Below are 14,175 nucleotides of genomic sequence, written 5' to 3' on the forward strand. Positions count from 1 at the left end.
CGATCTGCAAGATTTGGTGGAAACCGGCGCAGCCCCGTGGCGCAAGGTTGAAACGTGCGGCCCTCGGGCGTATCAAGCATGTCAGTCGTGACAAGACCCGGTTCCCCTCAATGAATACTTCCTCGCCCAATTCGACGATCCGTCTTTATCACATCGCGCTGTCGCCGTTCTGCCGGAAGGTGCGCCTCGTGCTGGCCGAAAAGCGGATCGAGGTCGAGCTGGTCGAGGACCGCTATTGGGAGGCAGGGTCCGAGATCCTGCGCCGCAACCCCGCCGGCAAGCTGCCTGTGCTGCGGATGGACGGGCGGCTCTTGGCCGAAAGTCAGGCGATCTGCGAGTACCTGGACGAAACCCACCCGACCCCGGCCCTGATGCCCTCCTCGGCGCCCGAGCGGTATGAGGTGCGCAGGCTCTGCGCCTGGTTCGACGACAAGTTCAACGCCGAGGTCACCCGCCCGATCATGACCGAGCGTGTGTGGAAGAAGGTCATGCGCGCAGGCTATCCCGATAGCCGCACCGTCAAGGCCGGGCTGCAGGCGATCAAATATCACATGGATTACATGACCAGCCTGCTGGAAACCCGCCGCTGGCTGGCCGGGAACATGATGACGCTGGCCGATTTCACGGCGGCGGCGCATTTCTCGTGCCTCGACTATATCTCGGACGTCGACTGGACGCGCAGCGCCACGCTGCAGGAATGGTATGCGACGATCAAGTCGCGGCCTGCCTTCCGCAGCCTTCTGGCCGACCAGCTTCCGGGCGTCCATCCCGCGCCGCATTATGCGCTGCTTGATTTCTGACCCTGCCGAGATCCGCCAACGGCTAGAGGAACAGGCGCACGTCGAGGGCTTCTCGGCCCTTGGCATCTGCGCCCCCGATGCGGCCCCCGCGCTGCCCGAGCGGCTGGCCGCCTTTCTGGCCGATGGCCATCAGGGCCAGATGGAGTGGCTTGCGGACCGCAGCCATTGGCGCGCCGATCCAACGGCGCTTTGGCCCGAGGCGCGCTCGATCATCATGCTGGCCGAGCTTTACACCCCCGAACACGACCCGATGCAGGTGCTGCACCAGAAGGATCGCGGCGCGGTCAGCGTCTATGCGCAGGGCAAGGATTACCACGATCTGGTCAAGAAGCGCCTGAAGCGGCTGGGCCGCTGGCTGATCGACACGGCGGGCGGGGAGATCAAGGTCTTCGTCGACACCGCCCCGGTCATGGAGAAACCTTTGGCACAGGCGGCGGGGCTGGGCTGGCAGGGCAAGCACACGAACCTGCTGTCGCGGCAGTTGGGAAGCTGGTTCTTTCTGGGCGCGATCTTCACCACGCATGAACTTCCGCGCGACGCGCCCGAGGTCCAGCATTGCGGGAATTGCACCGCCTGTCTGGATGCCTGCCCGACCAAGGCCTTCCCTGCGGCCTTCCAGCTGGATGCGCGCCGCTGCATTTCCTACCTGACCATCGAGCATAAAGGCCCGGTCGACCCGGAACTGCGCCCCCTTCTGGGCAATCGCATCTATGGCTGCGACGATTGCCTCGCCGTCTGCCCCTGGAACAAATTCGCGCAGGCCGCGACCGAGATGCGCTATCACGGCCCCCATGGCGCGCCCGCGCTGGCCGAGCTTGCCATGCTGGACGATGCAGGCTTTCGCGCGCTCTATTCGGGCAGCCCGATCAAGCGGATCGGGCGCGACCGCATGGTGCGCAATGTTTTATATGCCATTGGAAACTCAGGGCTTGCAGAGCTTCGCCCGGTCGCGCAATCCTTGCTGGACGATCCCGACCCGACGGTGGCTGATGCCGCCAGATGGGCAAGCGCACGGCTGAAATGAACACCGCACCCAGTCTGACCTCGCAGAACCCGATCGCAGGGATCTTGTTGAAATGCGCAAGCGTGGCGGTGTTCACGCTGATGGCCGCGACGATCAAGGGTACCTCGGAATCGGCTGGTATCCCGCCGGGGCAGCAGGTCTTCTTCCGCTCGTTCTTCGCGATCCCGGTGATCATCGCTTGGCTGATCTGGCGAAGGGAGTTGCGGACCGGCCTCAAGACCTTCCGCCCGATGGGCCATTTCTATCGCGGCGTGGTCGGCACGGCGGCGATGTGCCTGGGGTTCTGGGCGCTGACCCTGCTGCCCTTCCCCGAGGTCACCGCCATCGGCTATGCCGCACCGTTGCTGACGGTCCTGTTTGCCGCGATGTTTCTGGGCGAGGAGGTGCGGGCCTTCCGGCTGGCCATGGTCGCGCTTGGGCTGGTGGGCGTGCTGATCATCCTGTCGCCGCAGCTGGGTCTCAGCTCGGCGGATGACCCCGATGCCCAGTTGCGCCGCACGCTGGGCGCGGTCGTCACGCTGGCAGGCGCCGCCTGCGCGGCACTGGCGCAGATCTTCGTGCGCAAGCTGGTGCATGAAGAGCGGACCTCGGCCATCGTTTTCTGGTTCTCGATCACCTCGACGCTGCTGTCGCTGCTGACCCTGCCCTATGGCTGGGTGATGCCCGACCCGACGACCGCGGTGCTGCTGGTGGTCACGGGGCTGCTGGGCGGGATCGGGCAGATCCTTCTGACCTCGGCCTATCGGGCGGCGGATGCCTCGCTGGTGGCGCCGTTCGAATATTCCTCGATGCTGCTGGCGCTGGTGCTGGGCTGGTTCGTCTTTGGCGAGGCCCCGACCAGCATCATGCTGGCGGGGGCCGCGCTGGTCATTCTGGCGGGCATCCTGATCATCTGGCGCGAGCATAAGCTGGGGCTTGAGCGCGCGCGCCAACGCAAGGCCATGACCCCTCAGGGCTGATCGGCGAAACCGAAGGCGAGGTAATCGCGCAGATAGGCTTTCTTCGCCGATTGCCGCAGCTCGGCACTGTCCAGAAATGCGGGCAGAGGCTCCGCTGCGGGCGGCACCGCTGCATTGGTCACGCCCGAGCTGGTCGCCAGCCAGCCCAGATCGCGGGCCAGATCCGCCTCGCGCAGGATCATGTCGGGCTGACCAAGGCGCGAGAATCCCGCCAGCACCTCGGATTGCGTGGCCCAGCCCGCCTGCACCGCCAGCGTCGTCTGACCGCTGACCGCGCGGCGCAGGAATTCCAGAAAATTCGCGAAAAGCTCAACCTTGCGGTCCTGCGTCAGCGCCGGAATGTCGCTGTCAGGCGGCAGCGGCACGCGGTGCACGTCACATAGCAAGCGGCGCAGATCGCTGTTTGAACCCGACAGAAGCTGCTCGAACGCCGCCCAGGCACGCGGCAGGGGGTGGCGCAGCACCGTGAAGCTGCGATGCCCCACGTGTCCGCGCTTCCACTGTCGCAAGGTGCTCTGGGTGAAATCGCCCTGCACCTCCCCCATCTGGCGCAGCCATTTCAGCACCGGCTGCGTCGGCCCCCCGCGCACCGGCATGAACAGCACGCCCGCCCCCGCCTCGACCGCGTGGAATGAGGGAACGGCAGGGCCCCGGCGCGGCTCAAAGTTCGGAATGCGTTGCAGCATGAAGGGATCAAGCTTGGCCAGTTCGGCCTGCATTTCGTCGAAATTGCTGACCTTCTCGGACAGTTCCTGAGGGTTCTGCGGCACCAGATCGGTCGCAGGCGGAACATGCTCCAGCTCGGTCCGGCCTAGCCAGTGCAGCAGGCCGGTCATCACGCCGGTGTCGCGCAGATCCTCATACCCCAGCCAGAAGCCCGTCTGCCCCGAGGCCTGCAGGCGGCGCTGGATCGTCAGGCGAAACTCCTCGATCCGGCCGGTCATCTCGTGGAACTTGGCGGCATCGAAGCGCACGGTCGCGGGGATCGCGGTCTGGGTCTCGTTCAGCTTCCACTGATTGGTGGCCCGCGCCTGCACCATCGAGACATAGCTGTCGATCGGGTTGCGCGTCAGGATGATCTTGGCCACTGTCGGATCGTCGATAATCGCATCGAAGACGCGCGGGTCGTGGTCATGGAAATAGCGAAAGCCCGGCAGGTGGTTGGGCTTGTCCAGAAGCGCATTCAGCAGGCGCAGCGGGTCGGCGTCCCGCTCGGCCTTGGTGATGCCCTTCATCTCATCCTTGCCGGGCCAGCCCATCAGATAGGGGTTGAACGCCTCGCCAAAGCAGGTCACGCGCTTGACCGAATTCAGCGTGGCTTCCAGCAGGTTCGAGCCGGTCCGCATTTCGGCAAATACCACAAAACCGCGAAATTTCTGCGTCATATCAACTTTCTCTTTCTGCGGCGGGTCCGTCGTCGGTCGCCGGGAAATCGCCCATGAGCTGCGGTTGCAGCCCGGCGTTGCGCAGGCGCTGCAAAAAGCGCCCCATGCCCTGCAGATCGCGCATCTGCGGCAGCTCGGTCACCGCCTCGCCATCGCCGCCGAGTTGCCGCAGCGTCTGGCTGAGCACCCCCGCCGGACGCGCAGCGAAATCGGCCAGCGTCCAGATATGCGTCCGCGCCTTCTGCCAGACCGAATTCATGATCCGCATCTGCTCAAGCTCGGTCCGCTGCAGGATCGCGGCGACGCGCCGGATATCGTCAAAGGGCATGCCCGAATACAGAAGCGGCACGGCCCAGGCCCCGGTGATGACGAATTGCGTCGCATTGGGGTCGGTCGCCACGAACCAGTTCAGCGTCTGCTCATCACGCGGGCTGTATTGCCAGATCTGCGTGCGCGCGGTCGAGCGGACAAGGTTCGCCAGAAAGCCGCGCGGGTCCAGATCGCGCATCTGCGCGCTGTCGGGCAGCCCACCCGGTCCGATCGCTCCGCGCCCGGCGAACTCGGCCCCGTGCAGCGCGAACAGATGGCCATGCACATCGGCATCGACGCGGGTCGCAAGCCAATCCTCGAAATCCGGGAACAGGTCGGCGAAGCCCTGCATCAGCGCATAGGGCGCTGCGGTCTTGCCGCTTTCGTGGTTCATGTGCGGAAAGCGGCTTTGCATGTAAAGCCCCGGCCGCCCCTGATTGCGCCGTGCCACCGCCATGTTCACCAGCCGGTCCAGACGCAGCGGCTGCGGCTCGGCCGGTGAGGGCTGATCCTCGACCGGGCGGGGGAAATGGCGGTAAAGCCCCTCGGCCAGAGGCCAGATCTTGCGGGCGACGAAACAGCGCGATTCCTCAAGAATCTGGCAGTGATCGTCGTAGAAGACATAGGGTTTCCCCTGTCCGTCGAACTTCGACAGCGTCAACGAGCGGCTTTCGATGCTGCAGGAATGATGCCGTGCCAGCGTCTGGAAATAGCTTTCATCGGGGATCCAGACCCTGCTGAAATAGTGGTCGTATTCGGAGCGGCGGGGATCATCCAGAATCGCCGTCAGCGTGGCCCGCGTCAGGCACCACCATTGCGAGCCCAGATGTGGCACCAGCCCCTGCGGGATGCGGCGGCGATAGCGCAGCCGGCGCTGCAGATCGACGTAGCGGTCGAAAAGCTGCCGATGCCGGGTGTAAGAGAACGGAAACCGCAGCGTGAAGCGTTCCTCGTTCAGGCCGCCGACGGTCCAGCCCACATCCTCGGCTGTGACGCTTTCGATGAAATCGCGGTTCGGATGCAGCGCCAGAAAGGCGCGCAGATCCTGGATCGGGCGCAACGGCAGGCAGGAACCCGAGACCACCATCACATGCGTCAGATCGGGAAACTGCTGCAGCAGCGCGCTGGCCGCGTCCTGCGTGGCCTGCACCAGACTGAAGCGGCCCCATTCGCACACGCGGCGACGGCTGAAGATGACATTCGGCAGATCGGAAAGCTCGGCCCGCATCTGATCGACCTGCGCGCCTTGCGTCTTGCGGTCGACATGGACGGCAACGGCAACCTCTTGCTCGGCCCAGGTCCGGGCCATGCGCGCGGCGATGCCCAGCTCATTATGGCAGAGCATGATCGTGCCCAGCCTGATCGGGGCGTCGCCGCTCATGCCCAGTTCCCTCTCGAGATCAGGCCCAGATCCTCAAGCTGCCGCCAGTCCTTGTATTCGCGCGAATGTTCGCACCAGAGGTCCGGGCTGTCCTGCAGACCGGAATGATAGGCGCGATATTCCTGACTGTCCGAATAATGCTCGCCCCGGCGCATTTCCTCGGCCGATTTTTCGGCGAAACCCGGCAGGAACTTCGCATGCAGCAGGCATCCCGCGACCTTTTCGCCGCCATCCTCGGCATAGACGGTGTTCAGCGATCGCGGCAGCAGCATATGGGTCGAGCTGGCATAGGCATACCAGCGTTCCCATTTCACCAGCGGGATCTTGTTCAGCGCGGGCGCATTTTCGGCATCGTCGCGGAAAAAGACCCGGGCGCGCGGGCCACCCTGAATCCACAGGTTTCCGTATTCGTGATTCTTGCGGATCGCGTAATTCGCCGGATCGAACCAGGCGGCAATCTCGAACGGGTTCTGGCCTTCCTCATAGCTCTGCGCCTCAACCGTGCCCTTGGGATACATGTCGAGCAACATGGCCGAGAATGACCGCACCGCCGAGGAATCCAGCCAGTCGGTCAAGGCCCGCAGCGGCCGCGTGTCCAGATGCGGATAGACCAGAAACTCATCCGGATCGACCGTCAGGCACCAATGCCCGCGCCCATAGCGGCGCAGCAACCAGTTGATCCAATCCATCCCGAAGCGGGAATCGCGATAGCTGGCCCGCGTCATCCAGACCGAAACATCGGGCTGCGCCGCCAGATACTCGGCCCCGCCATCCTCCGAGCCATTGTCGACCACCAGAAAATGCCGCACGCCGATCTTGCGATAATAGTCGAGGAAATAGGCCAGCCGGGGCTTCTCATTGCGCATGGTCATGAAGACCAAAATATCGTCGTGATTGATCTGCGCGGTATTGTCCGAAATCGATTTCAACCTGCGGTGGCGCCGAATCGCGCGACCCAGCAGCCATTGCCGCCGGGCGCGTAATCTGAGTTTACGGCGAAAGGCACCGAAAAGGCGTGACAAAGGCGCGGATCACTTTCCTGTCTGCGGACCAAACGAAGGCGTTCTATCGCAAAATGATTTAAAAACTAAACCAAAATGGCTTTCCCATTGCGGAACTTTTAGCGGCTCAAGCCGCAGTGGCAAGGACGGAGCCAACAAGGCCGCGGCCCCCGCCCAGCACAAGGGATCATCCGGCGACAGATATCTGGCGTAATCGCCCAGCAATTCCTGCACGGCGGGCAGCGGGGCGCAAAAGATCGGCACGCCCCTTGCCGCCGCCTCGGTCAGGGGAAGGCCGAAGCCCTCGGCCCGGCTGGGGATCATCAGCCCATGGCTGCGCGACAGGATCTCGGCCACCGCGCCATCGTCAAGCGCGTTGAACTCCTGTACCGCGCCATTCGCGGGCAGCGCATCAAGTCGCTGGAACACTTCATGATTTTCCCAGCCACGCCTGCCGATGATGAAAAGCCGGGGCAGTTTCTCGGCGGGCATGCGGCGGGCCAGCGCCTCCCAGGCATCCAGAAGCAGGGCGTGATTCTTGCGCGGCTCGATGGTGCCGAGGGTCAGGAAATAGGGGCGCGTCAGGTCTAACCCGGCGGGCAGGCGCGACACGTCTGGCGTGCTGAGATCGGTGCCGATATGGGCAGGCGAGATCGGCGCGTGGTCAGGAAGGCCCAGCTTATTGCGCCAGCGCATGACGTCCTTGCGGGTCGCGTCCGAGACGGTCAGCAGGCCATCGGCATGGCGCATCAGCACCTCGAAACGGGCGCGGAATTTCTCGCTTTGACCGGCGCGGGTGAATTCGGGGTGATCCAGCGGGATCGTGTCATGGATCAGGGCAACGCGGCGCAGCCCCTCAAGCGATTGCCAAAGGGCTGCGTCGATATTGGCATGACCGACGTTCAGATAGACGGTGTCTTTTCCCAACCGCTTGCGAATGCGGCGCAGAAGGCCGCGCCCGTCGCGTGGGGTCCGCAGCAGCGCCATGCGGCGCAAGGCAGCCTCGGCCCGCGCGGGCAAGCCGCGACGGCCCGCCAGCCGGTCCAGCAGACCCGCAGGCGGCAGCCGGTCGGTCGCGCCGTCCAGCCAGCCTTGAATCGCCTCGCCCGCCTGCGGCGGCAGCAGAAGCTGCCCCCGGCGCACCCGACACAGAAGAAGATGATTGCGCCCGCTGGTTCGCAGATGTCGCAGCCAAGCTGCCTCGACCCGGTCGATGCCGGTGGCGGGACCACCCCCCAGACGGGAAATCAGACGAGAGACATCCAGAACCAGCGCCGGATCAGCGCTCATATCCGCCGTTCTGATGCCAGCGCCATGCGTCGCCGATCATTTGCGGCAGGGTCGAGCGGTCCGGCTGCCACCCCAGCACCGAGATCGCCTTTTCGCTGCCCGAGACCAGCTTGACGGCATCGCCGCCCCGGCGCGGCCCCTCGGTCAGCGGCACGGGGCGGTTGGTCACATGGCGCGAATGGTCGATCACCTCGCGCACCGAGAAGCCGTTGCCGGTGCCCAGACAAAAGACCTCATGCCCGCCGGGCGCGACCTTGCCGTCCAGAAGATAGCGCAGCCCCAGCACATGCGCGTCGACCAGATCCATGACATGGACATAATCGCGGATGCAGGTGCCGTCGGGCGTCGGGTAGTCGGTGCCATGGATCGTCAGCGCCGGGCGCTTGCCATCGATGGCGTCCAGGATCAGCGGGACCAGATGCGTCTCGGGCTGATGGAATTCGCCCACCTCGGAATCGGGGTCGGCGCCCGCGACGTTGAAATAGCGGAAGATGACGCTCGACAGCCCGTCCGAGGCCCCGAAATCCTTCAGCATATCCTCGATGGCGCGCTTGCTGGCCCCATAGGCGTTCAGGGGCGTCTGGGGCGTGTTCTCGTCCAGAACCACGCCGTCATGATCGCCATAAGTCGCGCAGGTCGAGGAAAAGACGAAGCTTTTCACCCCGGCCGCGACCGCCGCCTCAATGAGGTTCAGCGAGGCGCTGACATTGCCGCGCCAGTATTTGCCGGGCTCACGCATGGCCTCGCCCACCTGGCTGAGCGCGGCGAAATGCATGATCGCCACGGGGCGATGCTTGGCCAGCACCTCATCCAGACGGGCGCGGTCCAGCAGGTCGCCTTGCTCGAAGGGGCCGAATTTCACCGCCTCGGCCCAGCCGGTGCACAGGTTGTCATAGGTGATTGGCTCAAAGCCTGCGTTGCGCAGAGCCTTGCACGCGTGCGAGCCGATATAGCCCGCACCGCCAGTAACAAGAACAGAAACAGCCATGGATTACTCGGCAGCCTTCCGCATCGACAGAAGCTCGGTCAGGTAGTCGCCGAATTCGTCCTTCAGCTCATCCCGGGCCAGACCGAAAGCCACGGTCGCCTGCAGGAAGCCCGCTTTCGAGCCGCAGTCGAAGCGCTGGCCGCGGAAGCGCAGGCCATAGACGTCGCGGCCTTCCTCGATCTCATCGGCAATCGCGTCGGTCAGCTGGATTTCCCCGCCCGAGCCCTGCTTCAGCTTGTTGAGGTTGTTCATCACCGAAGGCGCAAGGATATAGCGCCCGATCACCGCCAGATTCGACGGCGGGTTCGATTGCGGCTTTTCGACCATGCCCTTGGCGCGGACGATGGCGCCCATATCCTCTGCCACGTCCAGCACACCGTAAGACTTGGTCTTCTCGGGCGAGACTTCCATGGTGGCGACCATGCTGCCGCCGGTCTCTTCATAGGCTTCGACCATCTGCTGAAGGCAGGGCGGCTCACCCAGGATGACGTCATCGGTCAGGATGACGGCGAAAGGCTCATCGCCGACCAGACGGCGCGCGCACCAGACGGCGTGGCCAAGGCCCAGCGCCTTGTGCTGGCGGATATAGGCAATCGCGCCGGAATCCATGTTGGTGTTGCGCAGAACGTCCAGAAGCTCGGTCTTGCCGGCTTTCTTGAGGTTCGACTCAAGTTCATGCGCATGGTCGAAGTAATCTTCCAGCGCGCCTTTGCCCCGCGAGGTGACAAAGATGAATTCGGTGATGCCAGCCGCACGAGCCTCGTCGATCGCGTATTGGATCAGCGGGCGGTCAACCAGGGTCATGATTTCCTTGGGAATACTTTTCGTGGCAGGCAGGAATCGCGTCCCCAGACCGGCAACCGGAAAAATAGCTTTGGAAACTTTGCGACTCATTGATTTGGTCTCCTGAATTGGACGCCCGTACTAACGGTGCACTATCTGTTCGGTTCCGTGCCCGTCTACAATAGAGGCTGATGATATTCCGACCGCAAGATGCCTAGCCACTTGGATTTTCGTTAGGTCTGGCATCAAATGGCCCATCTGATGCATTGATTTCGGCGTAAATGCCCATTTCGCGCCGGATCCGCTGGCCGCGCGGCATCATCATCAGGGCCGAATCACCCGGCTGCGAGGCGCCCCAAAGCCCACCATGCTGCTCCCACCAGCCCTGCGGCGTCAGCGCGCGGCGATGGGGCAGAAAGCTGGGCGTCAGAAGCAGTATACGCGCAACTTGCCCCTCGGTCACGGCCTGCGCGGCCTGCCTGCGCAGCGTGGCCGCGTGCCAGTGCCAACCGGCCAGATGCAGCTCTGGCTTGCGGGGTCGGGCGGGCATCGGAAGGAACTCGGGCGGAGGCGGCTCTGACCAGCCCGAAGGCGGCGGATTAGGCGTCCTGACCGAGGCGATCCCCTGTTCCAGCGTTCGCAGGATCGGCGCGATCTGCGAGGGATCGATGCGCCCCGCCACCATCTGCCGCATGACGCGCAGCTTCTGATAGCGGCGCAGGTCGTCCAGATGCCCGCCGTGGCGCGCCGCGAAGATCGCGGCCGAACGCCCGATGGTCGTCAGATCCAGCGGCACCCCGCCCCGCAGCCGCACCGCAGCCGCCGCCACGCCATGCACTACCTGCGCCTTGGGCACGATGGCGGTCAGCCCGGTCGGGAAGCGCCGGGCCAGCCGCATATTCACGTCGCTTTCATCCAGAAAATAGGTGAAAGCCGGGTCAAAACCGCCAATCTCGGTCAGGGCGGAACGGCGGAAGGCGCAATTCGTGCCGACTGTGCCGACCGGGCAGCCGCCCTCGACCCCCAGCAGGGCCGGGCCCTTGACGGTGATGGGATAGGTGGTGCCCGAAGGCGTCACGCGCTCGGCCGTGACCTGCCAGCGCAGCCCGTCAGGGCCGCGCGTGCGTCCGGTCGCGGCAATCACCCGATCATCGGCAAAGCTTGCGGCCAGCGCCTCAGCCCAGCCGGGCTCGGCCGTTGCGTCATCGTCGATGAAGGCCACAACCGGCCCTGCCGCCGCCGCGATGCCCGCGTTCCGCGCCAGCGAAATATTCGGCGTGTCGAAGCGGATGCGCTTCAGCGGCAGATCGGGTCGGATGTCGATGGAGCCACCATCCGCGACCAGAATGACCTCGAATCGGGGATGGGTCTGCTGTTCCAGCGACAGAAGGCACAGCGCCAGTTCCGAGGGACGCTTGTGCGACACGACCACGATGCTGAGCGCGGGACCCTGCCCCGCGCCCGGATCCCTGGGATCAGCGGTCAAGCGATGCCCATGCGCTGCATCATTGCCTCAAGCTTCGGGACGTCGGAGGGGTTGTTCAGCTCCCAGAACTCGCGGCCACGGGCTTCAACCTCGACGCAGAGGATGCGGCGCCCGCGCTCGAGAAAGCGCAGCTGTTCGAGCCCTTCGAGGACCTCGCAGCGGCCCTCGCCCCAGCTGGGGTATTCGGCCAGCGCGGCGGGGCGGTAGGCATAAACGCCGACATGGTGAAAGACCGGGGTCGGATCGCTGGGGCCAAAGTCCGCAGCAGCGAAGGGAATGACCTCTTTCGAGAAATACATCGCCCGCATGTCGTCGCCGAAGACGGCGGTGGTGCCACCCACCCGGCCTGCCACGCGGTCGGCGATCAGATCCGAGCGCATCGCGCCCGAGCAGCGCAGCACCGGCGTTGCGACATCCGCACCCGGATCGGCGCGCAAACCCTTGACCAGCTCCTCGACGAACCAGGCGGGGGTCAGCGGCGCGTCGCCCTGCAGGTTGACCACGATCTCGGGTGAGAGGCCCAGATTGGCGACGGCTTCCGCGCAACGCTCGGTGCCGTTGCGCGCCTCGGTCGAGGTCATCGCGACCTCGGCCCCGAAGCCCTGCGCATGCTCGGCAATGCGGGCATCGTCGGTCGCGACGATCACCCGGTCGATGCCGGGAACGGCCATGGCTGCGTCCCAGCTGCGCCGGATCAGGCTGAGCGGCTGGCCCTGATGGCCGCGCAATTCGACCAGCGGCTTGCCGGGATAACGGGTCGAGGCATGCCGCGCGGGAATGATCAGAACGACGGACATGGATCAGTCCTTGGCCAGCAGGACGCCGGGGGCGAAGGCGATGAAGAAGGGGTTGTCGAAGCCCGGCTTGCCATAGGCCAGCGGCGTGTGATCGTCGAAACGCACCACCTGACCGCCCGCGCCGCGCAGCACCGCATCACCCGCCGCCGTGTCCCACTCCATCGTGCGGCCCAGACGCGGGTAAAGATCGGCCTCGCCGGTCGCGACCAGACAGAATTTCAGCGACGAACCCGCCGAGGTCATGTCGCGTACCGCATAGCGGGCGATATAATCGTCGGTCGCCTGATCGCGGTGCGATTTCGAGGCGACGACCATCAGGCCGCGATTGTCGGGCATGCTGTTGACGCCGATGGGCGAGATTTCGCCGGGCTGGTCGCCGAAGGGCGCCATTTCCTCGACCGCGCCGCCTTCTGCGGTGGTGTAGAACAGCCGCGACTTCGCGGGCGCATAGACCACGCCAAAGCGCGGCACGCCGTTTTCCACATAGGCGATATTGACGGTGAAATCGCCCCGGCGCTGGACGAATTCCTTGGTGCCATCCAGCGGATCGACGATCAGGAAGGTCGAGACCGACTGGCCATGCGTGCCCGCCTGTTCCTCGGTCACCAGCGGAATATCCGGGAATTCTGCCCGCAAACCTGCAGAAATCAGGGCATCTGCGGCCTCATCGGCTTCGGTCACCGGCGAGGCGTCGGATTTTGTCCGGACGTCGAAATCCTCGGCATTGTAGATCTTCATGATCTCATCCCCGGCCTTCAGGGCGAGGCGGCGCATTTCAGCGATCATTCGATCGAATTGCATCCGTTTTCCTTTCCGTTCCCGAGCCTCATGCCGAGAGCCCGATTGAACACCGTGTCTGCGATCCTTATGATGCTGCGGATCGCAATGGGCAAGCGCCCGGCCGTTTTGTCAGAGTGCAGCATAACGATGTTTGAACAGCGCCAGAACCGGAACATGCTTCAGGCCGCGTTCACGACGCTTTCGCTGATCTATCATGTCACCGTGAACGAGCTGCGCAAAGGCCAGCGCAACGCCGTGGTCGGGCTGCTGATGACGCTGGTGCAGGGGCTGGTGATGATCATCGGCTTTTACGCGATGTTCTGGATCATCGGCGTGCGCAAATCGCCCATCCGGGGCGATTTCATCGTCTATATCATGACCGGGATCTTCATGTTCATGGCCCATTCACAGGCCATCGGCGCGGTCTCATCTGCCGGGAACCCGACCAATGCGATGATGATGCACGGGCCGATGAACACGGCGATCAGCATTTCCGCCGCGGCACTGGCGACGCTTTACCGCCAGACCTTCTCCAGCCTGGTGATCCTGACCGGCTATAATGCGCTGATCAATCCGATCCATCTGGAGAATCCGCTGGCCTGCTATGGCATGCTGCTGTTGGCGTGGTTTTCAGGCTGTTGCATCGGGCTGATCTTCCTGGCCCTTCGCCCCTGGTGGCCCGAGGCCGCCAAGATTCTGTCGCAGTTCTATCAGCGCATCAACATGCTGGCCTCGGGCAAGATGTTCGTCGCCAACACCCTGCCGCTGTTCATGCTGCACATGTTCGCCTGGAACCCGCTGTTTCACATCATCGACCAGACGCGCGGATTCGCCTTCATCAACTATTCGCCCCGCAACTCGAACATCAGCTATCCGATCTATGTGACGCTGGCGCTTCTGATGATCGGGCTGATGGCCGAGTTCGTGACCCGCAGATCCGCCTCGATCAGCTGGAACGCCGCGAGATAAGCCGTTTCATGTTGCCCCTGACCTACCAACTTCCGCAGCAGACGGCGTGCCAAATAATGACCAAATTGGCCTGCACGCCAAACTTGCAGGCCGTCGGAGCCCTTCCTATATACTCGATTGAACACGGCCGGAGCGGCATGACGCGCCGGTCAAATCAATCAATGGGATCGGGTTTCACGGGGGCCGTAATCGGACCCGCAACCCTTAAATCGCCGCAAGAAAG

At 64.1% G+C, this 14,175-nt stretch carries 13 protein-coding genes; 4 read left to right on the forward strand and 9 right to left on the reverse strand.

Translation table 11 applies throughout. The annotated features are described in order from the left end of the window. The first annotated feature begins 110 nt into the window (after positions 1–110). The 3 genes from fzlA to IQ24_RS09320 are packed head-to-tail and all read left to right on the forward strand — an operon-like array spanning position 111 to position 2,783. Entirely contained in the window at positions 111–800 is a 690-nt protein-coding gene (fzlA, locus tag IQ24_RS09310) for an FtsZ-binding protein FzlA (RefSeq protein ID WP_145397681.1), read from the forward strand. Then, complete coding sequence (gene queG / locus IQ24_RS09315; protein ID WP_145397682.1) at positions 781–1,824, forward strand: tRNA epoxyqueuosine(34) reductase QueG; 1,044 nt, start codon at positions 781–783, stop codon at positions 1,822–1,824. The genes fzlA and queG overlap by 20 nt, the downstream gene beginning before the upstream one ends. Continuing rightward, positions 1,821–2,783, forward strand: a complete 963-nt coding sequence (locus tag IQ24_RS09320; RefSeq protein ID WP_145397683.1) for a DMT family transporter — start codon at positions 1,821–1,823, stop codon at positions 2,781–2,783. Before queG ends, IQ24_RS09320 begins: the two co-directional genes overlap by 4 nt. On the opposite strand, the gene IQ24_RS09325 is transcribed toward IQ24_RS09320, so the two are convergent. The 9 genes from IQ24_RS09325 to cysQ form a co-directional block, all read right to left on the reverse strand. After that, a complete protein-coding gene (locus IQ24_RS09325; protein WP_145397684.1) occupies positions 2,774–4,168 on the reverse strand; it encodes a hypothetical protein in 1,395 nt (464 codons plus the stop codon). The two genes, IQ24_RS09320 and IQ24_RS09325, sit on opposite strands and share 10 nt — an antisense overlap. A gap of 1 nt (position 4,169) precedes the next feature. Then, a complete protein-coding gene (locus IQ24_RS09330) occupies positions 4,170–5,858 on the reverse strand; it encodes a beta-1,6-N-acetylglucosaminyltransferase (RefSeq protein WP_242008046.1) in 1,689 nt (562 codons plus the stop codon). Then, complete coding sequence (locus tag IQ24_RS09335; RefSeq protein ID WP_242008048.1) at positions 5,855–6,787, reverse strand: glycosyltransferase family 2 protein; 933 nt, start codon at positions 6,785–6,787, stop codon at positions 5,855–5,857. The genes IQ24_RS09330 and IQ24_RS09335 overlap by 4 nt, the downstream gene beginning before the upstream one ends. A gap of 102 nt (positions 6,788–6,889) precedes the next feature. Then, positions 6,890–8,149, reverse strand: coding sequence for a glycosyltransferase family 4 protein (locus IQ24_RS09340; protein WP_145397686.1), 1,260 nt, complete (start codon positions 8,147–8,149; stop codon positions 6,890–6,892). Continuing rightward, positions 8,139–9,137 carry a UDP-glucose 4-epimerase GalE gene (galE, locus tag IQ24_RS09345; protein WP_145397687.1) on the reverse strand — a complete coding sequence of 333 codons (999 nt, stop codon included), beginning with the start codon at positions 9,135–9,137 and terminating at the stop codon, positions 8,139–8,141. Before galE ends, IQ24_RS09340 begins: the two co-directional genes overlap by 11 nt. 3 nt (positions 9,138–9,140) lie before the next feature. Beyond that, entirely contained in the window at positions 9,141–10,031 is an 891-nt protein-coding gene (locus IQ24_RS09350) for a UTP--glucose-1-phosphate uridylyltransferase (RefSeq protein WP_145397688.1), read from the reverse strand. Between the two features lie 103 nt (positions 10,032–10,134). After that, a complete protein-coding gene (locus IQ24_RS09355) occupies positions 10,135–11,406 on the reverse strand; it encodes a glycosyltransferase family 2 protein (RefSeq protein WP_145397689.1) in 1,272 nt (423 codons plus the stop codon). Continuing rightward, a complete protein-coding gene (locus IQ24_RS09360) occupies positions 11,403–12,203 on the reverse strand; it encodes a 3-deoxy-manno-octulosonate cytidylyltransferase (protein WP_145397690.1) in 801 nt (266 codons plus the stop codon). Before IQ24_RS09360 ends, IQ24_RS09355 begins: the two co-directional genes overlap by 4 nt. Before the next feature lie 3 nt (positions 12,204–12,206). Then, positions 12,207–13,004: a 3'(2'),5'-bisphosphate nucleotidase CysQ gene (cysQ, locus tag IQ24_RS09365; protein ID WP_145397691.1), complete on the reverse strand. Its 798-nt coding sequence runs from the start codon at positions 13,002–13,004 to the stop codon at positions 12,207–12,209. Positions 13,005–13,157: 153 nt separating this feature from the next. Between cysQ and IQ24_RS09370 the strand changes: the two genes are divergently transcribed. Further along, positions 13,158–13,952, forward strand: coding sequence for an ABC transporter permease (locus tag IQ24_RS09370; protein WP_338419466.1), 795 nt, complete (start codon positions 13,158–13,160; stop codon positions 13,950–13,952). The last annotated feature ends 223 nt before the right edge of the window (positions 13,953–14,175 follow it).

Origin of the sequence: Paracoccus sulfuroxidans, assembly GCF_007830335.1 — a bacterium.
Taxonomy (GTDB): Bacteria; Pseudomonadota; Alphaproteobacteria; order Rhodobacterales; family Rhodobacteraceae; genus Paracoccus; species Paracoccus sulfuroxidans.